This is a genomic window from uncultured Leifsonia sp., assembly GCF_945957465.1.
Lineage (GTDB): Bacteria > Actinomycetota > Actinomycetes > Actinomycetales > Microbacteriaceae > Leifsonia.
This window is the reverse complement of sequence record NZ_CAMFLC010000002.1, coordinates 165329-189856: the sequence shown is the minus strand read 5'-3', so window position 1 is coordinate 189856 and position 24528 is coordinate 165329. Positions and strand designations below refer to the sequence as shown.

27 protein-coding genes are annotated in these 24528 nt (G+C 71.4%); 18 read left to right on the top strand and 9 right to left on the bottom strand.

The annotated features are described in order from the left end of the window. The coding region (locus tag Q0Q23_RS02235; RefSeq protein WP_295118644.1) for a glycosyltransferase family 2 protein at positions 1 to 1076 on the top strand (1076 nt) is incomplete at its 5' end. Between the two features lie 2 nt (positions 1077 to 1078). Here the strand turns inward: Q0Q23_RS02235 and Q0Q23_RS02230 are convergent. Further along, complete coding sequence (locus tag Q0Q23_RS02230) at positions 1079 to 1498, bottom strand: organic hydroperoxide resistance protein (protein WP_295118641.1); 420 nt, start codon at positions 1496 to 1498, stop codon at positions 1079 to 1081. A 193-nt stretch (positions 1499 to 1691) separates the two neighbouring features. On the opposite strand from Q0Q23_RS02230, the gene Q0Q23_RS02225 reads away from it, so the two are divergent. Beyond that, entirely contained in the window at positions 1692 to 2009 is a 318-nt protein-coding gene (locus tag Q0Q23_RS02225; RefSeq protein ID WP_295118638.1) for a hypothetical protein, read from the top strand. A gap of 12 nt (positions 2010 to 2021) precedes the next feature. On the opposite strand, the gene Q0Q23_RS02220 is transcribed toward Q0Q23_RS02225, so the two are convergent. The 4 genes from Q0Q23_RS02220 to Q0Q23_RS02205 are packed head-to-tail and all read right to left on the bottom strand — an operon-like array spanning position 2022 to position 5346. After that, the gene (locus tag Q0Q23_RS02220; protein ID WP_295118637.1) at positions 2022 to 2945 is read right to left on the bottom strand and encodes an SDR family NAD(P)-dependent oxidoreductase; all 924 of its coding nucleotides are present in this window, start codon (positions 2943 to 2945) and stop codon (positions 2022 to 2024) included. A 3-nt stretch (positions 2946 to 2948) separates the two neighbouring features. Then, positions 2949 to 3263, bottom strand: coding sequence for a chorismate mutase (locus Q0Q23_RS02215; RefSeq protein WP_295118634.1), 315 nt, complete (start codon positions 3261 to 3263; stop codon positions 2949 to 2951). A gap of 50 nt (positions 3264 to 3313) precedes the next feature. Then, the gene (locus Q0Q23_RS02210) at positions 3314 to 4645 is read right to left on the bottom strand and encodes a permease (protein WP_295118632.1); all 1332 of its coding nucleotides are present in this window, start codon (positions 4643 to 4645) and stop codon (positions 3314 to 3316) included. After that, a complete protein-coding gene (locus Q0Q23_RS02205; RefSeq protein ID WP_295118628.1) occupies positions 4642 to 5346 on the bottom strand; it encodes an ABC transporter ATP-binding protein in 705 nt (234 codons plus the stop codon). Before Q0Q23_RS02205 ends, Q0Q23_RS02210 begins: the two co-directional genes overlap by 4 nt. Before the next feature lie 169 nt (positions 5347 to 5515). Between Q0Q23_RS02205 and Q0Q23_RS02200 the strand changes: the two genes are divergently transcribed. The 3 genes from Q0Q23_RS02200 to Q0Q23_RS02190 all read left to right on the top strand — a co-directional run bounded on the left by Q0Q23_RS02200 (position 5516) and on the right by Q0Q23_RS02190 (position 7762). Then, entirely contained in the window at positions 5516 to 5971 is a 456-nt protein-coding gene (locus Q0Q23_RS02200; RefSeq protein WP_295118625.1) for an SRPBCC family protein, read from the top strand. Beyond that, positions 5968 to 6408 carry a MarR family winged helix-turn-helix transcriptional regulator gene (locus Q0Q23_RS02195; protein ID WP_295118622.1) on the top strand — a complete coding sequence of 147 codons (441 nt, stop codon included), beginning with the start codon at positions 5968 to 5970 and terminating at the stop codon, positions 6406 to 6408. The genes Q0Q23_RS02200 and Q0Q23_RS02195 overlap by 4 nt, the downstream gene beginning before the upstream one ends. A 70-nt stretch (positions 6409 to 6478) precedes the next feature. Next, positions 6479 to 7762 (top strand): GNAT family N-acetyltransferase, encoded by a 1284-nt coding sequence (locus Q0Q23_RS02190; RefSeq protein WP_295118619.1) that lies wholly within the window; start codon positions 6479 to 6481, stop codon positions 7760 to 7762. A gap of 26 nt (positions 7763 to 7788) precedes the next feature. Here Q0Q23_RS02190 and Q0Q23_RS02185 read toward each other — a convergent pair whose 3' ends face one another. Continuing rightward, a complete protein-coding gene (locus tag Q0Q23_RS02185; RefSeq protein ID WP_295118616.1) occupies positions 7789 to 9075 on the bottom strand; it encodes an adenylosuccinate synthase in 1287 nt (428 codons plus the stop codon). Between the two features lie 185 nt (positions 9076 to 9260). Between Q0Q23_RS02185 and Q0Q23_RS02180 the strand changes: the two genes are divergently transcribed. The 6 genes from Q0Q23_RS02180 (at position 9261) to Q0Q23_RS02155 (ending at position 14027) form a co-directional block, all read left to right on the top strand. Next, entirely contained in the window at positions 9261 to 9923 is a 663-nt protein-coding gene (locus Q0Q23_RS02180) for a TetR/AcrR family transcriptional regulator (RefSeq protein WP_295118613.1), read from the top strand. Next, complete coding sequence (locus tag Q0Q23_RS02175) at positions 9920 to 10651, top strand: hypothetical protein (RefSeq protein WP_295118610.1); 732 nt, start codon at positions 9920 to 9922, stop codon at positions 10649 to 10651. Before Q0Q23_RS02180 ends, Q0Q23_RS02175 begins: the two co-directional genes overlap by 4 nt. Beyond that, entirely contained in the window at positions 10648 to 12501 is a 1854-nt protein-coding gene (locus tag Q0Q23_RS02170; protein WP_295118609.1) for a YhgE/Pip domain-containing protein, read from the top strand. The genes Q0Q23_RS02175 and Q0Q23_RS02170 overlap by 4 nt, the downstream gene beginning before the upstream one ends. A gap of 73 nt (positions 12502 to 12574) precedes the next feature. Further along, on the top strand, positions 12575 to 12739 hold the full coding sequence (locus tag Q0Q23_RS02165; protein WP_295118606.1) for a hypothetical protein: 165 nt from the start codon (positions 12575 to 12577) through the stop codon (positions 12737 to 12739). A 29-nt stretch (positions 12740 to 12768) separates the two neighbouring features. Further along, positions 12769 to 13614, top strand: coding sequence for a metallophosphoesterase (locus Q0Q23_RS02160; RefSeq protein WP_295118604.1), 846 nt, complete (start codon positions 12769 to 12771; stop codon positions 13612 to 13614). Beyond that, complete coding sequence (locus tag Q0Q23_RS02155) at positions 13611 to 14027, top strand: DUF3052 family protein (RefSeq protein WP_295118602.1); 417 nt, start codon at positions 13611 to 13613, stop codon at positions 14025 to 14027. The genes Q0Q23_RS02160 and Q0Q23_RS02155 overlap by 4 nt, the downstream gene beginning before the upstream one ends. 89 nt (positions 14028 to 14116) lie before the next feature. Here the strand turns inward: Q0Q23_RS02155 and Q0Q23_RS02150 are convergent, their stop codons facing one another. Next, entirely contained in the window at positions 14117 to 14752 is a 636-nt protein-coding gene (locus Q0Q23_RS02150; RefSeq protein WP_295118663.1) for a TrmH family RNA methyltransferase, read from the bottom strand. Between the two features lie 104 nt (positions 14753 to 14856). On the opposite strand from Q0Q23_RS02150, the gene Q0Q23_RS02145 reads away from it, so the two are divergent. The 3 genes from Q0Q23_RS02145 to Q0Q23_RS02135 all read left to right on the top strand — a co-directional run bounded on the left by Q0Q23_RS02145 (position 14857) and on the right by Q0Q23_RS02135 (position 17106). After that, positions 14857 to 15630: a GH25 family lysozyme gene (locus tag Q0Q23_RS02145; RefSeq protein ID WP_295118600.1), complete on the top strand. Its 774-nt coding sequence runs from the start codon at positions 14857 to 14859 to the stop codon at positions 15628 to 15630. A gap of 37 nt (positions 15631 to 15667) precedes the next feature. Then, positions 15668 to 16468 carry an HAD-IIA family hydrolase gene (locus Q0Q23_RS02140; protein ID WP_295118597.1) on the top strand — a complete coding sequence of 267 codons (801 nt, stop codon included), beginning with the start codon at positions 15668 to 15670 and terminating at the stop codon, positions 16466 to 16468. Positions 16469 to 16554: 86 nt separating this feature from the next. Then, positions 16555 to 17106, top strand: coding sequence for a DUF4303 domain-containing protein (locus Q0Q23_RS02135; RefSeq protein ID WP_295118594.1), 552 nt, complete (start codon positions 16555 to 16557; stop codon positions 17104 to 17106). Between the two features lie 37 nt (positions 17107 to 17143). Here the strand turns inward: Q0Q23_RS02135 and Q0Q23_RS02130 are convergent, their stop codons facing one another. Further along, the gene (locus Q0Q23_RS02130; protein ID WP_295118591.1) at positions 17144 to 19834 is read right to left on the bottom strand and encodes a septum formation family protein; all 2691 of its coding nucleotides are present in this window, start codon (positions 19832 to 19834) and stop codon (positions 17144 to 17146) included. After that, positions 19834 to 20391 carry an orotate phosphoribosyltransferase gene (gene pyrE, locus Q0Q23_RS02125; protein ID WP_295118588.1) on the bottom strand — a complete coding sequence of 186 codons (558 nt, stop codon included), beginning with the start codon at positions 20389 to 20391 and terminating at the stop codon, positions 19834 to 19836. The genes Q0Q23_RS02130 and pyrE overlap by 1 nt, the downstream gene beginning before the upstream one ends. A gap of 56 nt (positions 20392 to 20447) precedes the next feature. On the opposite strand from pyrE, the gene Q0Q23_RS02120 reads away from it, so the two are divergent. The 4 genes from Q0Q23_RS02120 to Q0Q23_RS02105 all read left to right on the top strand — a co-directional run bounded on the left by Q0Q23_RS02120 (position 20448) and on the right by Q0Q23_RS02105 (position 24409). Continuing rightward, on the top strand, positions 20448 to 21293 hold the full coding sequence (locus Q0Q23_RS02120) for an exodeoxyribonuclease III (protein ID WP_295118586.1): 846 nt from the start codon (positions 20448 to 20450) through the stop codon (positions 21291 to 21293). A 201-nt stretch (positions 21294 to 21494) separates the two neighbouring features. Further along, complete coding sequence (locus Q0Q23_RS02115; RefSeq protein ID WP_295118583.1) at positions 21495 to 22343, top strand: ABC transporter ATP-binding protein; 849 nt, start codon at positions 21495 to 21497, stop codon at positions 22341 to 22343. A 129-nt stretch (positions 22344 to 22472) separates the two neighbouring features. Beyond that, a complete protein-coding gene (locus tag Q0Q23_RS02110) occupies positions 22473 to 23510 on the top strand; it encodes an aliphatic sulfonate ABC transporter substrate-binding protein (protein ID WP_295118580.1) in 1038 nt (345 codons plus the stop codon). Between the two features lie 119 nt (positions 23511 to 23629). Continuing rightward, positions 23630 to 24409, top strand: coding sequence for an ABC transporter permease (locus Q0Q23_RS02105; protein WP_295118660.1), 780 nt, complete (start codon positions 23630 to 23632; stop codon positions 24407 to 24409). Positions 24410 to 24528: the final 119 nt, after the last annotated feature.

Below are 24528 nucleotides of genomic sequence, written 5' to 3'. Positions count from 1 at the left end.
ATTGGATGGAGGCGCTCCTCATCATGGACGCCGACGTCATCTACCTGCCCGACTCGCTGCGTCGGATGACCCGCCACCTGGCCGACCCGGAGGTGGGCGCGGTCTCGGCATACATCCGCGAGGGCAGCAGCGACCGCAACTATCTCACCAAGTTCGTCAGCGTCGAATACGTGCTCTCCCAGCCGGCGGCACGCCGCGCGCAGAACGTGCTCGGGGCGCAGGCCTGCCTGGCGGGTGGGGCGCAACTCCACACGCGCGAGAACCTCGTCGCGCTCGGCGGGCGCGTGGACACCTCCACCCTCGCCGAGGACACGATCACCACCTTCGAGACGCAGCTGCACGGCAAGCGGGTCGTGTTCGAGCCGCACGCGCACGTGCTCGCGGAAGAGCCGCGCGCGGTCGACGCGCTCTGGAAGCAGCGGCTGCGGTGGGCGCGCGGCAACGTCTCCGTCACGTCGCGATACTCGAAGATCTGGTTCCGGCCGTCCAAGGTGCACCACCTCGGCGCGTGGACGTTCGGGATCGTGTGGTTCAGCCTCTGGCTGCTGCCGCTGATCATGGTGACCTCGGCGATCGGGCTGGCCGGGCTGCTGTTCCTGCAGAACGGCCTGGCGACCTCGGTGTTCCGGGTGCTCTGGATCTCGGCCGCGCTCGCCTACCTGTTCGTGCTGATCCTCGGGTCGCTGACGGACGCGAAGACGAGTAGAAGGGAACTCGGACACATCCTGCTGTTCCCCGGGATCATCAACATGCTCGTGATGATCACCGCGCTCTTCCCGCCGCTGACCCTGGTCTGGCTGCCGGGTTTGTTCGGCGTCACGCTCAGCACGGCCGCGCTGTTCGTACTAACCCTCGCGATCTACATCTGGATCCCGTTCTCGATGGTCGTGGCCTGGCTCGCCCGGCGGGCGGAGCGCACGCGAGCGGGACGCTGGCTCGCGCCCGCCCTCATCTACCTGGCCGGCTACGGATCGCTGCTCTGCGCGATCACCTTCGACTCCTACCTCAAGGAGCTGGCGGGAGCCGAAGCCCGCTGGGACAAGACCGAGAAGGTCGGCCGGGTCGCAGCGGGCTGACCTCAGTCGACCAGCGTGAGCGCGACCGGGACGTTGCCCCGGGTCGCGTTCGAATACGGGCAGACGTGGTGCGCTTTCTCCATCGTCTGCTCGGCCTGCTCACGCCCCAGCCGCGGCAGGTACACGTCGAGCTCGATCGCGAGGCCGTAGCCGCCCTCCCCGTTCGCCCCGATGCCCACGCTCGCGGAGACCGCGGCGTCGCTGGTGTCGAGCTTGTCGGCGCGGCCGACCGCGTGGATCGCACTCAGGAAGCAGGCGGCGAAGCCGGCCGCGAATAGCTGCTCCGGGTTGGTGCCCTCTCCGGAGCCGCCGAGCTCACGCGGCGGCCGGGTCGGAAGGTCGATGAGGTCGTCCTCGCTGCGGACGTGACCGTCGCGTCCGCCTCCGGAGGCGTGTGCGATGGCGGTGTAGGCGATTTCCATGCTGCTCAGCCCACTCCAGGGTTCTGAGCGAGCGCTGGGAGGTCGTGGCGGGGTGCGGGTGTATATGGACCGGTTCCGGCCGTGGCGCGGCGGCCGTCACCGAGCGCTTCGGGTAGCGTTGCAGCGGGCGCCCGACCCGAGCGCCACCCCGACCGTCCCGTCCCGTCCCGTCCCCGGAGGAGTGCTCCCGTCGATGAAGGTCCGCGGACTGATCCAGAGCAGCGAGACCCAGGAGCTGACGGCCGAGGCCGACGACGCCGAGACGGCCCGAAAACTGGTGGAGGCGCAGGTCCCCGAGGGCTACGAGCTGATCCAGGTGCACAACGCGATGCCGCGGGGTGGACGGGTGATCGCCACCGCCCTCATCCGCGCGGCTGCCGTGACGGAGATCGAGGCGGACGGCGGCGACTATGCCATCGCCCGCGACGCGCTGCGAGCCCGTGTGCCGGAGGGGCATCGCCTGCTGTCGATCGTCATCGACGACGCTGAGGCCGAGCAGGCTCGACCGTAGGCGGACCCGCCCTCACACCAGCGGGAACGGCTGATCGGCCGCGGCCTCCAGGAGGGGCCAGAGCCGGGCTCCGGTGCGCGGCGACCATGAGCTGCGCGTCCGGTGGGCGTGCACCGGGACGCCCTTGGTGCGACCGATCGGGCCGAGGTAGTCCTCGCCGGTGACGGCGGGGTCGAGGACGGCGCGCACCGGCGCCCAGGCGCCGTGGTCTTTGCCCTGCGTCCACGCGGCCTGCAGGTTGTCCGCGAAACGCTTGGCCCGCGTCGGCTGGTTGACCCCGCGCACGCCCGGCGTGCGGCCCGAGGTCGAGTAGCCCGGGTGGACGACGATGCTCGTGACACCGCTCCCGCTCGCCCGCAGCCGCCGCTCGAGTTCGAAACCGAACGCCTGGGCAGCGATCTTGGACCCGGCGTAGGCGCGCCACGACGTGTACCCGTGCTCCAGCTGGAGGTCGTCGAGCCGCAGCCGGGAGAGCCGGGCCGCGAGGGAGCCGAGAGTGACGATCCGGGCACCGTCGGTGGCCTCCAGCACCGGGATGGCGCGAGCGACCAGCCGGAAGTGACCGAGCACATTGGTCGCGAGCACCAACTCGTTGCCGTAGCCGTCGGTTCGGCGCTCGCGCGGCGGGTGCACCATGCCCGCGTTCAGCACGAGCGCATCGACGCGGCCGCGGTCGAGCAGCGCTTCGGCCGCCGCGTCGACCGACCGACGGTCGGCGACGTCGAGCGGAGTGGCCTCCACGCGCGCACCCGGAACCCGGCGACGGACGGCCGACACCGCGGCCTCCGCACGCTCAGGGTCGCGGCAGGCCAGCACGACGTGCGCGCCGGCCCGTGCGAGCTGCTCGCCGGCGAAATAGCCGATCCCGGAGTTGCCCCCCGTGATGACGACGGTACGGCCGTGGGCGTCCGGGAGCTCCGACGGGTTCCAGGTCACGCCTCAGCGCCCGTTCTCGGATGCGATGCGCTCGTGGTGGTGGATGACCTCGGCGACGATGAAACCGAGGAACTTCTCGGCGAACGCCGGGTCGAGGTGACTCTCCTCCGCCAGCACCCGGAGGCGTTGGATCTGCTGGCGCTCCCGGTCCGGGTCGGCGGGAGGGAGACCGTGCTCCGCCTTGAGCGCCCCGACCTGCTGGGTGAACTTGAATCGCTCGGCGAGCATGTGGATGACGGCCGCGTCGATGTTGTCGATGCTCTGCCGGATGCTCTGCAGGCGCTCCAGCGCCTGCGCGGTCGACTCGTTCTCAGCCATGCTCCGACCCTACCGGGCCGGAGCACGGCGGGAGGGGGCACGAGCGCGGTTCAGAGCGACGGAGCGGTCTCGGCGAGCACGTGGGTCAGCACCGGCCGCGTCGCCCGCAGCGCCGCCCAGACCAGCAGGACGCCGGCCGCCAGGCACCCCGCCACCATCAGGAGCGTGAGCGGTGCGACCAGCAGGCTCAGCCCGGCGAGCGGGAGCACGACGATCGCCGCGGTGAGCGCGGAGCCGATCGTCGTCACCCTGAGCGGCGACATCACGGCGCGGCGGCGGGCCGCATCCATCTCGCGCACGGGCATGCCGATCCGGTCGAGGCTCACATAGAGGTCGCGGCGATCGAGCACGGCGGCGGCCTGGTTGACCCCCGCGGAGCAGGCGACCATCAGGAACGACACGATCACCGTCACCACGACCCCGGTGCGGATGTCGGCGAGAAGCGTCCGGGCCTGGCCGTCGCCTCCGTCGCCGGCGATCCCGAGGATCCCGACGCCGACGCCGGCGAAGACGGCCATGAAACTGGTCATCGCGACACCCGACACCTGGCGCCACGCGGCTTTCGGCGATTCGAGCACCGCACGGGCGGCGAGCAGGCGGCGTGCGGTCGTTGCGCGACGCGCCTGACCGGAGGCGACCATCCGGAGCGCCCAGGGCCCCACCAGGTTGAGCACGGCGATCGTGCCGCCGAATCCGATCCCGAACACGGTCAGCACCATCAGGGCGCCCTCGAAGAGCTGCAGCGTGCTCATGACAAGATACGTCGCCACGATGACGACGGCCGCGACCGCGGCGCGGACCCAGTGCATGCGCGGCGCACTCTGCCGCGTGCGCACGCCCAGGGGCGAGACGACGACGCTCCGCAGGCCGAGACCGGCGCTGACGGCGGAGAGGACCGCCACACCCACCACCGCCAGCGCGACCGCGCCCGGGTGGAGGACCGCGCCGGCGCCGAGCGGGTCGCCGCGGAACGGGATCAGCCCGACCAGCGGAGCGACGGGCAGGTACAGCGCGACGCCGACGACCGCGCCGGCTACGGCGAGTGCGCTCGACTCGATGACCGTGAGCGCGGCCACCATCGCCGGCGACGCACCGAGGAGCCGCAGACCGGACAGGCGGTCGTCGCGGCGGCGGGCGGAGAGTCGCGCAGCGGAGCCGCCGAGCCCGATGAGCGGCACCACGAGCAGGGCGAGCGCGATGACCGCCAGAGCCTGATAGACGAACGCGTCGCCGTCGTTCCACGAGAAGAAGGCCTGAGCGCCTCCCGCCACGACGAGCAGCAACAGCGACGACACCGCGAAGGCGATGACCGGTAGCAGCACGGTCGCCCGGTCGAAGGCGCTGCGGCGGGCGAACAGCCACGCGATCCTGAGCGTCGTCATCGGGTCACCGCCTCGTCGACGATGCGGCCGTCGGACAGCCTGAGCACGCGGGCGCACTGCCGCGCGACCTCGTCGTCGTGCGTCACGACCACGAGCGACCGCCCGTTGCCGGTGGTCGAGGCGATCAGCGCCGCCATGACCTCCGCGGAGGTGCTGGAGTCGAGCGCCCCGGTCGGCTCGTCGGCGAACACCACTGCTGCGCCCGTCACCTGGGAACGGGCGATCGCGACCCGCTGGGCCTGGCCTCCGGAGAGCTCGCCGATGCGGCGCCCTTCCAGGCCGGCGAGGCCGAGCCGGCCCAACCACTCCGCCGCCGATGCCTCCGCGGTCGAGCGTGGCGTGCCCGACAGCATGAGCGGGAGGGCGACGTTCTCGACCGCCGTCAGCTCGGGGAGCAGAAGACCCTGCTGGAAGACGAAGCCGAACGTCTCGCGGCGCAGCCTGGACCGCTCGGACTCCCGAAGGGCCGTCACCTCGACGGGTCCGCCCGGCGCGTTCAGCACCACAGCGCCGGAGTCGGGCCTCACGATCCCTGCCAGACAGTCGAGCAGCGTCGTCTTGCCCGAGCCCGAAGCTCCCATGATCGCGACGGACTCCCCCGCGGCGATGTGGACCTCGACGCCGTCGAGAGCGACGGCGGAACCGTATGCCTTCGTGAGCGCGGTGGCCTGGAGAACGGGGCGGGTGGGGAGCGGGGTCATGGGTCCAGCCTCTCGGGCCGGGCGTACCCGCCGCGTCGGGCACGAGCACGATTCCCGTGCCGTCGCCTCATCCGCTGGAGGTGGTCCCCGAGTACCAGAAAGGGGTTGCAGCGCGGCGTCGACGCATTTAGTCTATGCATAGATCATCTACGTACAGAGAAAGGTGAGGATGATGTGGAGCACTGAAGAGACCGTCGAGACCAGCGCGTCGCGCGATGCCGTCTGGGAGGCCGTCCGCGACCTCCACACGGGCGACCTGACCTACCCCGGCGCCGACCGGTTCGAGCTGCACGGGCCGTTCGCGGTCGGGACGGAGCTGACGGCCGTCCCGGAGGGACAGGAGCCGATCCGCTCGCGGATCATCGAACTCGAGGCCGGTCGCACCTATGCCGACGTCACGGAATTCGGCGATGTCCGGCTGACGTTCCGCTACGACCTCGGCGACCGGGCGGAAGGCACCGTCGTGCGCTATTCGCTGACGATCGACGGCACGGGCGCCGAGGCGGTCGGCCCCGAGCTGGGACCACAGATCAGCGCCGACTTCCCGGCCTCCCTCGCCGCCTTGGTCGGGGAGGCGGAGCGCCGCGCCGCGTCGCTCGACGACGACGCCAGACTGGACGCATGACCGCCTTTCCCGAAGGGCCGGGGACCAGCCCCGGCTTCCTGCTGTGGCACGCCACGTTGCGCTGGCAGCGCGCGATGGCCGACGCGTTGCAACCGCACGACCTCACCCATGCCCAGTTCGTGCTGCTGGCGTCCACCTGGTGGCTGAACGGTCAGGACGAACGGCCGAGCCAGTCGCGGCTCTCGGAGCTCACCGGCTCGGACCCGCGCATGACGTCGGAGGTCGTGCGGCGGCTCGCGGCGAAAGGCCTGATCGAACGCGAGCAGGACCCGGCGGACAGCCGGGCGAAGGTTCTCCGCGTCACACCGGCCGGCGCCTCGGCGGCCGTCGCCGCGATCGGCTCGGTGGAGGCCGCGGACGCCGCGTTCTTCGGACCGGCCGCCGCAGCGGCACCCGGAGCGCTGCTCCCGATCCTGCACGCGCTCGCCGAACGGTGAGGAACCGGCCGCAGGCTGCGCCCCCGGTGCGCCCTGGCCCGGCGTCGGAGCGCCCCGATAGCGTGGGGGCATGACGGAGACACACCTCACCGCACCCGTTGACGACCGTTCGAAGAGCGCACTGGCTGAGTCGGGCCTCCGGTTGGCCCTCGTCGATCCGACCGACACGGCCGCACTCGACGCCTGGATCGTCGCGGACTTCCGCGGTTTCCACGGGCGCCGGCCCACGGAGGAGGTGCTCGAGGAGGCGCGCGGCAACTTCGCAGGCCGCCGAACCACCGCCGTGTACGACGACGGCGTCAGCACCCCGGTCGGAACCGTGAACTCGTGGGTCGCGCCGCTCACCGTGCCCGGCGGAGCCCCGCTCGACGCCTGGGCGATCAGCTCGGTCACGGTGGCGCCGACGCACCGCCGCCGCGGCATCGCGACCGCCCTGCTCGGCGCCGAGCTGCGCACCGCCCACGCGCTCGGTGTCCCCGCCGCGATCCTGACCGTGTCGGAATCCACGATCTACGGGCGCTGGGGCTTCGGGCCCGCCACGTTCGCCACGGGATGGAGCATCGACGCCAAGCGGGTCCGCTGGGCCGGTGCTGCCACGCCGGGTCGGCTGTCGTTCACGACGCCGGAGGAGTACCGCGAGACGGGATACGCCGTGCTCGCCGAGGCCATGGCCTCCCGCGCGGGCGAGATCGGTCTGGAGCCGTACCTCGCCGACCGCCTGATCGGCCCGCTGAAAGGCGATGACGACGGCGCCCGGCGCCTGCTGGTGCGCTATGACTCCCCGCAGGGACGGCCGGAAGGCTTCGTCAGCTACACCGTGCGCGCCGGGGAGGAGGACTTCTCACGGCACGTGGTAGAGGTCGCCTACCTGGCCGCGGCCACCGACGCCGCCCTGACCGCGCTCTGGCGGTACCTCCTCGAGCTCGATCTCGTGGCCGAGGTCAAGGCGTGGACGCGCGGGGTCGACGAGCCGGTGCAGCTGCTCGTCCACGACGTCCGGGGCGCGCAGATCACGAGCGTGCAGGACCACTTGTGGATGCGCATCCTCGACGTTCCGGCCACCCTGACCGCGCGGCGCTACGAAAGCGACGGCGACCTGGTGCTGGAGGTCACCGACGAGCTCGGGTTCGCCGGCGGACGCTACCGGCTCATCGTGGAGGACGGCGAGGCGCGCGTCGAGTCGACGGCGGATTCACCCGACGTGACCCTTCCGGTCGCGTCGCTCGGCAGCGTGTACCTCGGGCACGACCTGGCGCGCGGGCTCGCGCTCGCTGGTCGCGTCCAGGGCGACGCGGACGCGCTCGACCGGCTCTTCCGCACGGCGGTGCCGCCGCGCCTCAGCACCTGGTTCTGAGGCGCGCCGCGAACGTCCGCACGAAATCAGTCGACGAGGTCGTGGCGCACGACGATCTCGTCGCGGGCCGGGCCCACGCCGATCGCAGAGATGCGGGCACCGGAGATGGCCTCCAGCGCGAGCACGTAGTCCTGCGCGTTCTTCGGCAGATCGCCGAAAGTGCGGGCGCCGCTGATGTCCTCGGTCCAGCCGGGGAACTCCTCGTAGATCGGCACCGCGTGGTGGAAGTCGCTCTGCGACGACGGGACCTCGTCGTGGCGCACACCGTCGACGTCGTAGGCGACGCACACCGGGATGCGCTCGATGCCGGTGAGCGTGTCGAGCTTGGTGAGCACGAAGTCGGTGACCCCGTTGATGCGTGCCGTGTAGCGGGCGACCGGGGCGTCGTACCATCCGGTGCGGCGCGGGCGGCCCGTGGTGGTGCCGAACTCGAAGCCGCGCTCGCGCAGGAACTCGCCCCACTCGTCGAACAGTTCGGTCGGGAAAGGGCCGGCGCCGACGCGCGTCGTGTACGCCTTCACGATGCCGATCACCCGGTCGATGCGGTTCGGGCCGATGCCCGACCCGGTGGCCGCGCCGCCCGCGGTCGAGTTGGAGGACGTGACGAACGGGTAGGTGCCGTGGTCGACGTCGAGCATGGTCGCCTGGCCGCCCTCGAACAGCACGTACTTGCCGTCCTCCAGCGCCTCGTTCAGCAGCAGCGACGAGTCGACCACCATGGGACGCAGCCGCTCGGCGTAGCCCAGCAGGTCTTCGACGACCTCGTCGACGCCGATCGCCCGGCGGTTGTAGACCTTCACCAGCAGGTGGTTCTTCTGATCGAGGGCGCCCTCCACCTTCTGCCGCAGGATGTTCTCGTCGAAGAGATCCTGGATGCGGATGCCCACGCGGTTGATCTTGTCGGCGTAGGTGGGACCGATGCCACGGCCCGTCGTGCCGATCTGGCGCTTGCCCAGGAACCGCTCGGTCACCTTGTCGATCGTGCGGTGGTACTGCGTGATCACGTGCGCGTTGGAGCTGACCTTGAGCCGCGAGACGTCGACACCGCGCGCGATCAGCCCGTCGAGCTCCTGGAACAGCACCTCCAGGTCGACGACGACGCCGTTGGCGATGACCGGCGTGACCCCCTCGGTCAGGATGCCGGAGGGGAGCAGGTGGAGCGCGTACTTCTCGTCGCCCACGACGACCGTGTGACCGGCGTTGTTGCCGCCGTTGAACTTGACGACGTAGTCGATGCGGCTGCCGAGCAGGTCGGTCGCTTTGCCTTTGCCTTCGTCGCCCCATTGGGCGCCGATGATCACGATCGCGGGCACGTTTCGGTCCTCTCGATGGTCGGGAGTGCGTCGGCGCCTCGCGGACGACCGTCGCACTCGATCCTATCGCGACCCGTTTCGGGGGCGTTCGGCGGCGCCGAGCCGACGCAGCCCGCGCACACCGCGGGGCGGCTCGCGGCGGCTTAAGTTGCACATGAGTGTGCAAGAAGAGTATCCTGGAGGTCATGCCCACTTCCTCCACGCGCGCTCCGCGCCGCGACGCGACCGCCAACCGGGAGGCCATCCTCGTCGCCGCCGCGGCCGCACTCAACGAGGACATCGACGCCTCCCTCGAGACCATCGCAGCACGGGCCGGACTCAGCCGGCGCGCACTCTACGGCCACTTCGCCAACCGCGACGACCTCCTGATCGACGTGTTCACCCGCGGCGCAGCCCGGCTCGCCGCACTGCTCGAGCCGGTCTCGCACCCGGACGCCCGCGTCGAGATCGCCCTCTTCGGCGCGACCCTGTGGGCGGAGGTGGAGCACATCCGGGTGAGCGCGGCCCTCGCCGTGCGCGGCCCGCACCGCGAGCTCGTCGGCACCGCGCTCGACCCGGCACGCGACCGCCTCCGCAGCACTGTGCAGCGCGGCAGGGACGACGGCACCATCCGCACCGACCTCGACCGCGAGACCACCACCCGCCTCATCGAGAACGCCGCCGTGTCCGTGCTCGACGAGGCCACACGCGCCGGGCTCTCCGACCGCGCCGGACACCGCCTCGTCATCCTGGCGGCGCTCTCCGCCGCCGGGATGGGCTGGCACGAAGCCGGCGACCTGCTCGACAGCACGCCCGCGCTGGCCTTCGACGCCGTCCAGCCGCAGCACCGTCAGGAGGACCGCGCGTGAAGATCGTCCTCGACGCCGTCGCCAAGGGCCCGCGTTTCGCCGCCCTGCCCCCGACCTCCGCGACCTTCCAGACCGGCCAGGCGGCGCTCGTGCGCGCCGAGACGGAGCAGCGGCCCACCGTGCTCGGCCTGATCGCGTCAGGGCGGATGCGCCCCGACTCCGGCACCGCCACGATCGACGGCCGCCAGGACTACGGGAGCATGCGCCGGCGGATCGCCCTCATCGACGCACCCGACGTCTGCGAACCGGCACCCGACGTGACCGTCTCCGGCATCGTCGCGGAGGAGCTCATGTTCGCCGGCCGCGCGTCCCATCCCATCGCCGTCGGCCGCCGGCTCGGCGAGCTCGGCGCATCCGAGTACAGCCGCAACGCCATCGGAACCGTGCCGCCCACCGTGCGCATCCGCCTGCTCGCCGAGCTCGCGCTGATGCGCTCCGGAGTGGAGGGTCTCGTGATCGTGTCGCCCGACCGGCACGGCGGCGACCCCGTCGAGTGGTGGGAGTTCGCGCGCGAGCTCGCCGGCCGGGGCATCGCCGTGCTCGTGGTCGCCGGCGACGCCTCCGCCGCTGCGATCGCCGCGGCCTCCCTGGTCTCGCGGATCGACGAGACGCAGACCGGCCCCCAGACATTCGACGAAGACCCGGGACGGGACGACACCGACGAGGTGCCCGACCTGATCGTGACCGACGCGTTACCGGTCGACCCGTCCGCCCAGGAGAACCGATGAAGATCCCCCAGATGATCGCGGCGGAGTTCCGCCGCCTCACCGCCAGCCCGATGTCGATCGTCGCGCTCATCGCGCTGATGTGCGTCCCCGTGCTCTACGGCGGCCTGTACCTCTGGGCCAACCAGAACCCGTACGCCAACCTCGACCGCATCCCGGCGGCCATCGTCGTCGACGACACCGGCACGACCGTCGACGGCAAGACCGTCGACTACGGCGACCAGGTCGCCGACCAGCTCATCGAGGACGGCTCGTTCCAGTGGCACCGCGTCGCGTCCGGCTCGGCCGCCAGCGGCGTCGACGACTCGAAGTACGACTTCAGCATCACGTTCCCCGCCGACTTCTCGTCGGCGCTCGCCTCGGCGTCGGGCGACAGCCCCCGGCGCGCGATCGTCACGCTGACGACGAACGACACGAACAGCTATCTGGCCTCGACGATCGGCACCCAGGCCGCCGAAAAGATCCGAACCTCCATCGTCAAGCAGGTCAACGAGGAGGCCGCCCAGCGGTTCCTGCTCGGCCTCGCCGACATCCGCTCCAGCCTCGTGAAGGCCGTGGACGGCGCCGATCAGTTGGTGGACGGCAGCGCGAGCGCGCAGAGCGGGGCGTCCCAGCTCGCCGACGGCACCGCGCAGCTCGCCACCGGCTCGCAGACCCTCGCAGGCAAGCTGGGCGAGCTCGCCGCAGGCGCGGCGCAGGTCAGCGACGGCGCTTCCCGCGTCGCGGCGGGCAACGACCAGCTCGCCGCCAAAGCCACGCAGGCCGGCGAGGTGGCCTCGCGGCTGGCGACGGAGGCCCCCGCGGTCGGGCAGGACCTCCTCGCGCGCCTCCAGGAAGCACACGTGGATCCGGCCGTCATCGACCAGGTGCAGGCGGCGCTGGGCGACATCGACGGCAAGGTGCAGTCGGGCAACGCGCAGATCCAGTCGGCCGTCGGCCAAGTGAACCAGCTGGCCTCCGGAGCCGACCAGGTCGCCTCCGGAGCCGCGCAGGTCGCGAGCGGCTCGTCCCAGGCTCAGGCCGGAGCCGCCCAGCTGGCGAGCGGGGCGGCCTCCGCGGCCACCGGCTCGGCCCAGCTGCGCGACGGTCTGACCACTCTGCACGACGGCACGACGCAGCTGCGCGACGGCCTGGTGAACGGGGTCTCGCAGATCCCCGACAACTCGCCGTCGCTGCAGAAGAAGCAGGCGTCGACCATCGCCGACCCGGTGAACCTGCACAACGACTCCATCACATCGGCCGGTACCTACGGCGCGGGGCTGGCTCCGTTCTTCGTCGCACTCGCGGGCTGGATCGGCATCTACGCCCTGTTCCTCATCGTCAAGCCGGTGTCGCGCCGGGCGATCACCGCCCTGCACTCGCCGGTGAAGATCACGCTCGCGGGCTGGCTGACTCCGGGCCTCCTCGGCGCCGTGCAGATGGTCGGGCTGTTCGCGATCGTCGCCGGAGCGCTCGGCTTCGCGATCCACAACCCGCTGGGGATGTTCGGGATGATGGCACTCGCGTCACTGACCTTCGCGTCGATCATCCTCGCGCTCAACGTCTGGCTCGGAAGCGTGGGGCAGTTCCTCGGCCTCGTGCTGATGGTGCTCCAGCTGGTCACGGCAGGCGGGACCTTCCCGTGGCAGACGCTGCCGGGGCCGCTCGCGGCGCTGCACCACGTGCTCCCGATGTCGTATGCGGTCGACGGCATACGACAGCTGATGTACGGAGGCAACCCGGCCACGGCCTGGGCGGACGCCGGGGTGCTCGCGCTGTGGATGCTGATCGCTCTGCTCGTCGCAGCCATCGGGGTCACCCGGATGACGCACTTCCGCACCCTGCGCGACCTGCGGCCGTCCCTGATCGGCTGAGCACGGATCTACCCCTCCCGCCCGACGGTGACTAGGGTGGCGCACGACAGCACCCGACACCGAGGAGGACACCATGGCCGATCTCGAAACGCAGGCGGCGATCTCGCAGGCCCGGCAGGCGGCGAGCGCCGCGAGCTACGACATCCAGAAGCTCCCGGAGGACTCGATCGAGCGGCAGGCGCTGCACAATCTGCTCACGGCGGTGGAAGCGCTCATCCAGGCGGTCGACGCGGACTGAAGGTCGGCGCACGGCGCTAGGGTGACGGCGTGACCGACCACCTGCGCATCCTGCACCTGAGCGACACCCATCTGTACGGCGACGGCCGGCTGCACTACGGCCTGGTCGACACGCTGGCCGCGCTCGACCGCGTGCTCGTGCGGGCCGGGGAGGCCGGCGCCATCGACCTGATCGCGGCCTCCGGCGACCTCTCCGACGACGGCAGCGCGGCCTCCTACCGGCTGCTGCGCGACCGGCTGGAGCCGTGGGCCGCGGCGCGCGGAGCCGCGATCGCGTACGCGATGGGCAATCACGACCTCCCCGACGCCTTCGAGGACGTCCTCGGGCTGCGCGAGACGGTGCAGGAGGTCGGCGGGTTCCGCGTGGTGACCGTGGACACCACCGTGGCACGCGCGGGCTACGGGAGGATCGGCACGGAGCGGCTGGAGCGCCTGCGCGCCGTGCTGACCGAGCCCGCTCTCAACGGAACCGTCGTGGTCCTCCACCACCCGCCGGTCCCGCCGACGACGCGCCTCTTCGACACCCTCCGGCTCGTCGACCCGCAGCCGCTGCTCGACGTGTGCTCGGCGTCGGACGTGCGGCTCATCCTCGCCGGCCATTACCATCACGCCCTCGTCACCGAAGCGGGCACGCGCGGCATCCCGGTGGTCGTCGCGCCCGCGGTCGCGAACACCACCGATGTGCTGTGGCCGCCGCCACGGGAGCGTGCCGAGCGCGGGGCGTCGTTCGCGCTCGTCCAGCTCCCGGCCGACGGCGCCGTGCGGGCACACGTGGTGCGTGCGCCCGCGGCCGACGACGGCGAGACCGTCTACGACCTCGACGCGGACGCGGTCGCCCGCATCGCAGCGGACTCCGGCTGGGACGGCCGCCCATGAGCGCCGCCGTCGGCTACTCCGGCACCCCGCTCTGGAAGAAGCTCGGCCTGAAGCCCGCGATGCGTGCGCAGCTGCTGCACGCGGACCCGGGATGGTCGGTCCCCGTCGAAGACGGCCCGAGCGATGTGGAGTGGCTGCCGCCGGGCTCCACAGAGCCCGCCGGGATGATTGTCGCGTTCTTCCGCGAAGCCGCCGAGTACCTCGACGAGGTGGACGGCCTGGCTGCGCGGATCCATCCCGCCGGCATGATCTGGGCGGCCTGGCCCCGCAAGGCCGCCGGTCACGTCAGCGATCTCGATGAGAATGTCATCCGCGACACCGCGCTCGCCCGTGGCCTGGTCGACGTCAAAGTCGCGGCCCTCTCGTCCGACTGGTCCGCCCTCAAGCTCGTCGTCCGCCGCACGAACCGCTGAGCGGCAGCGCCGGCGCAGCGCGAAGCGGCGCAAGGTCGGCCGAAATCGACCGAGGCGGCGGAATGTGCGCCGTCTCGACGGCCCCTCAGCTAGGCGAAGGGGACGTGCTGGAGGATCCAGGCGTGCATCGCGACGGCCGCGGCGGCCGACGCGTTGATAGAGCGGGTCGAACCGAACTGCGAGATCTCGACGACCACGTCTGCGGCCTCCAGCGCCGCTGCGGAGAGTCCGGGACCCTCCTGCCCGAACAGCAGCACGCACTCCCGAGGCAACGCGTACGTCTCGATCAGCACCGACCCCGGCACGTTGTCCACGGCCACGATCGGGAGGCCGGCCGCGCGAGCCCAGGCCACGAACGCCTCCACGTCGTCGTGATGCAGCACGTGCTGATACCGGTCGGTGACCATCGCGCCGCGCTTGTTCCAGCGGCGCCGGCCGATGATGTGCACGGTGTCGGCGGCGAAGGCATTCGCGCTGCGCACGATCGACCCGATGTTCATGTCGTGCTGCCAGTTCTCGATCGCCACATGGAACGGGTGCCGATGCTCATCGAGGTCGGCGACGACCGCCTCCATGCGCCAATAGCGGTAGCGGTCGATCACGTTGCGGGTGTCGCCGTGCCGCAGCAGCTCGGGATCGTAGCGTTCGTCGTCCGGCCACTCGCCAGGCCACGGGCCGACGCCGTGCGTGGTGAGTTCGGCGGACGGCGGCGGCTCCGGCGAGATGCGCTCCTCGGGAAGGCGCTCCTGCGGGGTCTCTGACGTCACCGACTCAGCGTAGCCGCGTGTCCGCACCGGCGTCTCCCAGCGGCCGCTGCCAGGGTGGACGGGTGACGACGACCGGAGGAGGCCCTCGGACCCGGCGCAGGTGGGGCATCGCCGTCGGCGTGGGCGCGGGCGTCGTCGCCGTCGCCGTCGCGGCAGTGCTCGTGTTCACCGGGGTGCTGTGGCCCAACCGTGTCTTCGCGGCCGCACTGCCCGTGCGGGGTGTCGACGTCTCCAGCTATCAGGGGCGCATCGACTGGCCGGTGCTCTCGCGCCAGGGCATCGACTTCGCGATCATCAAGGCGACGGAAGGGTCGAGCGACCAGGACGAGAGGTTCGCCGCGAACTGGAGGGACGCGCGCGCCAGCGGCCTCGTGGTCGGCGCCTACCACTTCCTCAGTTTCGACAGCAGCGCCGAGCGTCAAGCCGCCAACATCTTCCGAACCGTCCCGGTCGTGGCCGGTACCGCGCCGCTGACCGTCGACGTCGAACTCTACGGCGCGTATCTGTCCCACCCGCCGTCCCGCGAGCGCGTCCGGTCCATCCTCGATCCTCTCCTCGACGCGATCGAGAAGCACTACGGCCGGCCCGCGATCCTCTACGCGACGAGCACTGCGTACCACCGCTATCTCGCCGATGCCTACCCGGACAATCCGATCTGGTACCGCTCCGTCGCACTGCCGCCGCTGCTGCCGGACGGCCGGCACTGGACCTTCTGGCAGTACTCCGATCGCGAGCGCCTCGCGGGATACGACGGCGAGGAGGCGTTCATCGACATGGACGCATTCGGGGGATCCCGACAGGCGCTGGAAACCCTGCTGCAACCGACCGGGCAATAAGCTGGGGGCGTCACTTCACCTTCGGAAGGGGTCCTGCGTGGCGCGACGCGACGAGATCGAGTGCTGGCTGACCGACATGGACGGCGTGCTCGTCCACGAGAACTCGGCCCTCCCGGGCGCCCCCGAGCTGATCCAGCAGTGGCGCGATCAGGGCACGCCGTTCCTCGTGCTCACCAACAACTCGATCTACACCCCGCGCGACCTCGCCGCCCGGCTGCGCGCATCGGGCCTCGACGTGCCGGAGGAGTCGATCTGGACCTCCGCCCTGGCCACGGCCGACTTCCTCAAGTCGCAGGCGCCCGGAGGCAGCGCGTACGTCATCGGCGAGGCCGGACTGACCACCGCCCTGCACGAGGCGGGCTTCATCATGACCGACACGAACCCGGACTACGTGGTCGTCGGAGAGACGCGCAGCTACTCGTTCGACGCGATCACGAAGGCGATCCGCCTGATCGGCGCGGGCGCGCGCTTCATCTCGACCAACCCGGACGCCACCGGGCCGAGCGCCGAAGGCCCGTTGCCGGCCACCGGCGCGGTGACGGCGATGATCACCAAGGCGACCGGCGGCATGGAGCCGTACGTGGTCGGCAAGCCGAACCCGATGATGTTCCGATCGGCCCTCAACCGCATCGGCGCCCACTCCGAGAACACGGCCATGATCGGTGACCGGATGGACACCGACGTCGTCGCGGGGATCGAGGCCGGCCTCCACACCATCCTGGTGCTCACCGGCATCAGCGACCAGGCCGAGATCGACCGCTACCCCTTCCGGCCAGACGAGATCCTCTCCGGCGTGCACGAACTCGTCGCCGCGGGCCCGGTCGAATCCGATCTCTGACCGGGACGGCCGGGCCCCGCGGCCCGTCGCCCTCGTTCCCCGAGCGCAACCGCGTCGGATCGCCCCCACCAGAAAGAAGCACCACCATGGGCGTCCCCACTTCCGCAACCTACGAACTCGTCCGGGTGGCCGTCCGGGAGGCGGCCCGGACGGCCTGGAGCGACCTGCGTTCTGCGCACCCCGGCGAAGCGTTCTACTACTTCGGGCTCGCGACCACCGCCCAGTCGCACCGTCCCGCCCCCACCGCCCTGTCCCACGCGGGCCTCGCCCGCACGGTCGCCGGCTACCGGCAGCAGGGCATCGAACTGCTGCCCGACGAGTTGCGCTGGTCGGAGCTGGAATCGCCGTTCGCCTTCTTCGGTGACGCGCACTTCCACGATGTGCAGAGGCTCTTCGACGGCCTGGGCGACCCGTTCGAGCGGTCCGCTGCCGTGAACGGCCGGCTGCGGGAGGCCATGGTCGCCGCCCTGGCCGAGCTCGAGGGCGAGGGCGTCTTCGGTGTCGGCGCGCAACGCGACGGCGTCGTGGTCAACGTGACCGTTCCGGGCGATGGCGACGCCGGACTCGAGCTCGCCTCGGCTCGCCGGCTCAACCCGCCCTCCGCGCTCGAGCGCTACGAGGAGGACCGAGCGCGCTGACCGCTGCGTGCTCGGCGCCGTGCGCGGACCGCCGTCGTCAGCCGGTCGGCCCCTGGCCCTGCACGGACGTGTTGAGCGGCTGCCCGCTGGACCGGCTGGCGAAGCAGTAGTAGGAGCGCTGGCCGCTCTTCCACTGGTCCTCGGTCGCGGGGAAGGTCCCCTGCACCTGCAGGTCGGGGTACGCCGCCGCCGCGTTGAGGTCGATGACGCCGCCCGCAGTACAGAGCGTGTTGATCTGCTGAGCGAGTGCGTCAGCGCCCGGATACGCCGCCGCGGGGTCGGCCGACAGCAGGTTGGTGTAGACCATCTGCGCGGTGTGCGCGGTGGCGCAGTCGACGACCGTGAACGTCTCGGCCCACGGCGAGGTGTACGGCTGAATGCACTCGCCGCCGCCGAGGGTGTCCCAGGCGTGCTCCCCCGGACCGACGGCCGCAGCAGGCTTCGGGGTGACCGTCGGGGTGGGCGTGGGAGTCGGCGTAGGGGTGGGCGTCGTGGAGGGGGTGCGGGAGGCCGACGCCTGCTCGGACGGAGCCGACGCTCCGAACAGCGAGGGCAGGCGCGTGCCCAGCGCGAACAGCCCGACGAGCACGAGAACCACGGCCAGTACGCCGGCGATGAGGTAGACCCGCCGGTTGAATCGCGGATCGCGCGGGCCGCGCGGGGGCTCGGGCGGCGCGGGCGGAACGGTGCCGGGAGCGGTCGCGGGCAGAGTGCCGCCGGGCGCGGGTGGGGTGGCGGCGGGCGCGGATGGGGTGGCTGCTGCGGGAGACGGGGCAGACGAGGGCGCGACTGCCTCAGGTGGGGTCGCGGATGCGGGTGCCGGCGGTGCAGCGGTTGCGGAGGCTGCTGCAGTTGTCGGCGGCGTGGCGGGTGCCGGCGGAGCGGTTTCTTCGGGGACCGTTGATCCCGGCGTGATCGGGCCGAGGGGCTCGCGGGAGGCGGCCGCGGCGTCGAAGGCGACCGTGGGCGGCGACGTCGTGTCGAATGCGTCTGCATCGACGACACCGGCGTCGAAGGCGGCGGCGTCGAGGGCGGCGGCGTCGAGGTCGTCGGCGTCGAGGTCGTCGGCGTCGAGGTCGTCGGCGTCGAGGTCGTCGGGCTCGCGCGCGCCGAAGTCGGTCTCATCGGCGCCGCTGCCGAGCTGCGGCCCCTCCATGGCGGCCGACGGTTCGGGGAAGATGGGTTCCGCCGCGGATCCGTCCGCGTCCGGGCGGCCGGCCTCGGGCTCGCCGTCGTTCAGAACGAATTCGCCGAAGAGCGCCGCAATGCCGTCGGGCTCTTCGTCGGCCTGCGCCGTTTCGTCGTCCTGGCCGGTTCGGTCGGCCTGCGCCGAATCGGCGGGTGAGGTTATCGCAGGCTGCGCCGGGGCGGAATCGCCTTCGGCGGGGATCGCGGCCGTGGGCGTCTCCGTGGATGCGGCTGCGAGCGCCTCGGCGTCGAACGGGCTGGTCGCCGGCGAAGGCGGCGCACCCAGGATGGCCTCGGTCTGCGCCGGATCCCCGAACGGCGGGAAACCCGGCGATCGGATCGCTTCCGGCGGCGCCGGCTCGGTGAGTGGAGGCGGAGCGGCCGCCGCGCCCGCCGCCGCGTCGCTCTCGGCCCGCAGGGCTTCGCGCCGTGACACCGCTCCGGCCGGCGGCGTGGTCGCGGCCGGGGCCGCAGCGGCGGGCGCGGCATCCGGTGCGACCGGTTCGTCGGTGGTCGCGGAGGGCGGGGTGTACGTGGGAGGGAGCGGGATGATCCCGGTCGTGTCGCCGAGCAGCGGGCGAGGCGCAGGACGATCCTCCTGGTACCCGCCGAGCAGCGCGGCGAGACCGTGGCCTGCCAGCGGGGCCGTTTCGGTCGGCGGGTTGCCGTGACCGTCGGCGTCCGCTGCACCGGCATCGCCCGATTCGGGCGTGGCCGCTTCGTCCCCGCTCGCCGGCTCGGCGGTCGCAGCGGGGGCGTCGCCCCACTCCGGTGGCCGCGGCATCCGCAGGGCGGCCACGAAGCTCGGCGACTCGAAAGCCTCAGTGGGTGGCGGGGAGGAGACCTCGTCGGGCTGCTCGGGCGCCGAGGTCGACGTCGGTCCGGCTGCGTCGAACGGTGTCAGCGGCTGGACGAAGTTGGAGCGGCGGAGCGGCGGCTCCTCGTCGGCTGTCGGCATGCCGGCCGTCGGCACGTCGGCCGTCGGCACGTCGGCGACCGTGCCGTCGTCCCCCGGCATGCCGGACGTCCCGCTCGTTTCATCGGCCGGTGGAACTTCGGCGCGCTCACCACTCTGCCGCGATGTCAGGTTCCAGACGAAGCCCTGCGGCGGCGTCGCGATGGGACCCCCGGCAGGCTCGGCCGGCTCGGCCGGCTCGGCCGCATCGTCGGCGGCCGGCTCACGCAGCAGGTCTGCGAAACCGATCGGCTGCGCCGGCTCCGCGGCGTCGCCCGCTTCCGTGCTTCCCGGCTCCACCGTCCCAGGCATCGACGGCTGCTGCTCCGGCTCGACCGGTCGCGTCAGCGGCTCGACCGGTCGCGTCAGCGGCTCATCCGCCGCCTCGGAGACGGGCGCATCAGAACCGGGCGGCCGGTCTGACGATGCAGGCGTCTGCTCGGCTCGCGAGACGCGTCGGCCACCGGTCAGCTGAGCCAGCAGCCACTCCGAGCTCCCGAACTCGGGCTCAGCGACGTCGCGTTCCGGCCGGTCGGGTTCGCCTCCCGCGCCGGGATCGCCCTGCTGGTCGCGGTGTCCGGCCACTACTCCAACCCCAGATCCTCGAGGCCGATCGCGGCGAAGTAGGGGTAACCGGCGGACTCGATGACCTCGCGCGCGCCCGTGTTGCGGTCGACCACGACGGCGACGCCCGCGATCTCCGCGCCGACTTTCTTCAGGGCTTCGATCGCTTTGAGGGGGGAGCCCCCGGTCGTGGAGGTGTCCTCGAGCACGATCACGCGCTTGCCTTCGAGATCGGGGCCTTCGACCTGCTTGCCACGGCCGTGGTCCTTCGGCTCCTTGCGCACGACGAACGCGTCGTAGGCCAGTCCGCGCGCGGCGCCCTGGTGCAGGACGGCGGCCGCCACGGGGTCGGCTCCCATCGTCATGCCGCCGACCGCGACGACGTCGGGGACGTCGGCGATCAGGTCGATCATCACCTGGCCGATCAGCGGGGCGACCCGGTGATCGAGGCTGACCTTGCGCAGGTCGACGTAGTAGCTGGCCTTCTTGCCGCTGGTCAGCGTGAAGTCGCCGTGGAAGACGGCCTCGGCGGAGATGAAGTCGATGAGCTGCTGTCGTGCGTCGGTCACGTCTGACATTCTACGGGCACCGGGCGCTCCGGCAGCGGGTCGGCGGCGGCCGATACGATCGGGGCATGCGCGTCGCCACCTGGAATGTGAACTCCATCCGCACCCGAGTCGCACGGGTAGTGGACTGGATGGTCCGCGAAGACGTGGATGTGCTGGCCATGCAGGAGATCAAGTGCAAGCCGGAGCAGTTCCCCTACGAGGCGTTCGAGGCGGCCGGCTACGAGGTCGTCCTGCACGGGCTGAATCAGTGGAACGGCGTCGCGATCGCAGCACGGCTGCCCATCGAGGACGTCGAGATCGGGTTCCGCGACATGCCCGGTTTCCTCAAGGATCACGATGGCCCGGACCTCCCCAAGGAGGCCCGCGCCATCGGCGCCACAGTCGACGGCGTGCGACTCTGGAGCCTCTACGTGCCCAACGGGCGGGCGCTCGGCGACCCGCACTACGTCTACAAGCTCGACTGGCTCGCGGCGCTCGCGGCGGACACGCAGCGCTGGCTGGGCGAGAACCCGCAGCAACCGCTCGCCCTCATGGGCGACTGGAACGTCGCCCCGCTGGACTCGGACGTCGGCGACCCCAGTCTCGTTCCCGGCGCATCCACGCACATCTCGCCACCCGAGCGCACGGCGTTCGCCGCGTTCGAGAAAGCCGGTCTGACGGACGTCGTGCGCCCGATCGTGCCGGACGGCTACACCTACTGGGACTACAAGCAGTTGCGGTTCCCGCGCAACGAGGGGTTGCGCATCGACTTCATCCTGGGCTCGCCGGCATTCGCCGACCGCGTGGTCGACGCCAGCATCCACCGCAACGAGCGCAAGGGCGACGCCCCCAGCGACCACGTCCCGGTGCTCGTGGAGCTGTCGGAGGGCGGCGGGGTCGAAGACGACGACGACCGTCCGATGATCTGGTGACGCCGGGAGGCGACCGCCGGGAATCGCGAGGCGATCGTCTGCGTGTCGATCGTCTGCGTGTCGATCGTCTGCGTGTCGACATCGCGAATGGAACGCTTCGCCGCTAGCTAGCGGCTCGGATCCTCTCGACGACGGTTTCGTTACGCGGTGTTGCGATCGGCGAGAACCCGCTGGCCCGCTGTCGATAGCGTCGGAGTCACCATGGTCTCCCCGTCGCCCGCCTCACCCGTCGAGTTCGCCGGGATCGGCCGCGCCTTCGCCGCACCGAGGCGGAAGGCCGCGGCGTCGCCGTCGCGGACCGTTCTCCGCGACGTCTCGCTGACCATCGACGCCGGCGAGGTCGTCGCGATCCTCGGCGCCAGCGGCTGCGGGAAGTCGACGCTGCTGCGCATCGCGGGCGGCCTCGACGCGCCGACCACAGGAGCCGCCCTCATCGACGGCACACCCGTCGCCGGCATCGACGCCCGGTGCGCCATCGGCTTCCAGGAGCCGCGGCTGCTGCCGTGGCGATCGCTCGCCGACAACGTCGCGCTGGGACTCCCCCGCGGGCTGGACCGCGCCGAAGGGGCCGAACGGGTCGCACGACTGCTCGACCTCGTCGGGCTGGGAGCCTCGGCCGCCCTGCGGCCGCGGGAGGTCTCGGGCGGCATGGCCCAGCGGGCCTCGCTGGCGCGGGCGCTGGCCCGCAACCCGGGCGTGCTGCTGCTCGACGAGCCGTTCGGCGCGCTGGACGCACTGACCCGCCTGCGGATGCAGGACCTCTTGCTCGACGTGCACGCTGCCGCACCGACCACGATCCTCCTCGTGACCCATGACGTCGACGAGGCCCTCCAGCTCGCCGACCGCATCATCCTGCTCGGCGGCGAGAATGGACGGGACGGCGCGACGATCCGTCGCGTCGTCGCCGTCCCCGGTACACGTCCGCGCGACCGCGGTTCGGCCGCCCTGGCGGAACTGCGGGCGGAACTCCTCGACGGTCTGGGCATCGACCGCCACGGTCGGGCGCTTGACGACCTGCACTCCTCCACCATTCCCGTCTTCCCCTACTGATCCACAGATTCAGCGGATCCGGGCCGTAGCGGCGGCGGATCCGCGAGGCTCGCAGCACAGCACCGCAGCACGACCGCATCGCCGAGCCGCATCCTGCAGCACGACACCAGAACGAGAGGCACCCGAACAATGCACCGCAGACCCACGATCGTCACCGCTGTCGCCGCGCTCGCGGCATCTGCCGCCCTGCTGCTCTCGGGCTGCGTCGCCGGCGAGGGCTCGGCCTCCGGCTCGACGAGCACGGCCGGCGTCACCGAGGGAGGCACCCTCAACATCGACTTCGCCACGTACAACCCGCTCAGCCTCGTCATCAAGAAGGAAGGCTGGCTCGAGAAGGCGCTCAAGAAGCAGAACATCACCGTCAACTGGGTGCAGTCCGCCGGCTCGAACAAGGCCAACGAGGCGCTGCGCTCCGGCGCCATCGACGTCGGTTCCACCGCCGGATCCGCCGCCCTGCTCGCGCGCGCCAACGGCTCCGACATCAAGACGATCGACATCTACTCGCAGCCCGAGTGGTCGGCGATCGTCGTCGGCCCGAACTCCCCGATCACGTCGGTCGCAGACCTCAAGGGCAAGCAGGTCGCGGCGACGAAGGGGACCGACCCCTATTTCTTCCTGCTGCAGGCGCTGGAGGCCAACGGGCTGTCGACGAAGGACGTCACCATCCAGAACCTCCAGCACGCCGACGGCTGGGCGGCTCTGCAGGGCGGCTCCGTCGACGCCTGGAGCGGACTCGACCCGATCATGGCGAACGCCGAGAGATCCGGGGCGAAGCTGATCTACCGCAACGTCGGCTTCAACACCTACGGCTTCCTCAACGCGACAGCGTCGTTCCTCGCGTCCAAACCCGACGTGGCGCAGACCGTCGTGAACACGTATGAATACGCCCGCGCGTGGGCTCTCAAGCATCAGGACGAGACCGCCGCGATCCTCGCGGGTGTGGCCGGGATCGACCCCTCCGTGGCGACGACGGTCATCACGCAGCGCACGAACCTCGACGTGTCGAACGTTCCTGGAGCGGCCCAGCTGAAGGTGCTGAAGAAGGTCGGGCCGATCTTCGTCCAGTCGGGCGACGTGCGCTCGCAGAAGGACATCGACACAGCGCTCGCTTCGCTCCTCGACCCGACCTTCGCGAAGAAGGCCGACCCGAGCGCGATCGGAGGCTGATCGTACCCGTGTCCTACCAGAACACTCCCGCCGACGACGCCCCGCTGATCGTCGTCGGCGGCCCGGGCGAGGGTCTCGCCGCGACCTCGGTCGCGCGCGAGCTCCCGCGGGAGGCCGCGGTGTCGAACGGCAGGGCGTCGTACCTGTCCCGGCGCTGGGTGCGCGTCGGCGGCGGCGCGCTGATCCCGGTGGCACTCCTGGTGATCTGGCAGCTCGCCTCGACGTCGGGCGCCTTCACCTCGTCTCAGCTGCCTACCCCGGCGATGGTGGTCGACGCAGCCGTGGACCTCGCTCAACGCGGCCTGCTCGGCCTGTACATCGCGATCTCGACGCAGCGGGTGCTGATCGGCTTCGCGATCGGCGCGGCCCTCGGGCTGGCGTTCGGAGCGGTGGTCGGGTTGTCGCGGCTGGGCGACATCCTGTTCAGCCCCACGCTGGGCGCGATCCGCGCCGTGCCCTCCCTGGCGTGGGTCCCGTTGCTGATCCTCTGGTTCAAGATCGGCGAGGACTCCAAGATCATCCTCATCGCGATCGGGGCGTTCTTCCCCGTCTACACCACGGTCGCGGCGGCGCTGCGGCACGTCGACCGCCAGCTGGTGGAGGCAGGGCGGGCGTTCGGACTCGGCGGCGTCCGCCTGTTCGCCACCGTCCAACTCCCCTCGGTGCTTCCCGCCGTCATCTCGGGCCTCCGGCTGGCTCTCGCCCAGGCGTGGCTCTTCCTGGTGGCCGCCGAGCTGATCGCGTCATCCATGGGGCTGGGCTTTCTGCTCAGCGACTCCCAGAACAACGGGCGCACCGACCGACTGTTCCTCGCGATCATCCTGCTGGCGATCCTCGGCAAGCTGACCGACTCGCTCGTGGGGCTCTTCGAACGGTGGGCCAATCGCCGTTGGGCGTGACGGTCGCCTCTGCGTGCACGGTGGCCTCCCACGTCGTGATCTGCTAGATTCTCGATTCGAGATGTGAGATGTGGCCGGGTTCCGCTACCGGCCCGCAGATCTCTGCACCAAGAGAGTCA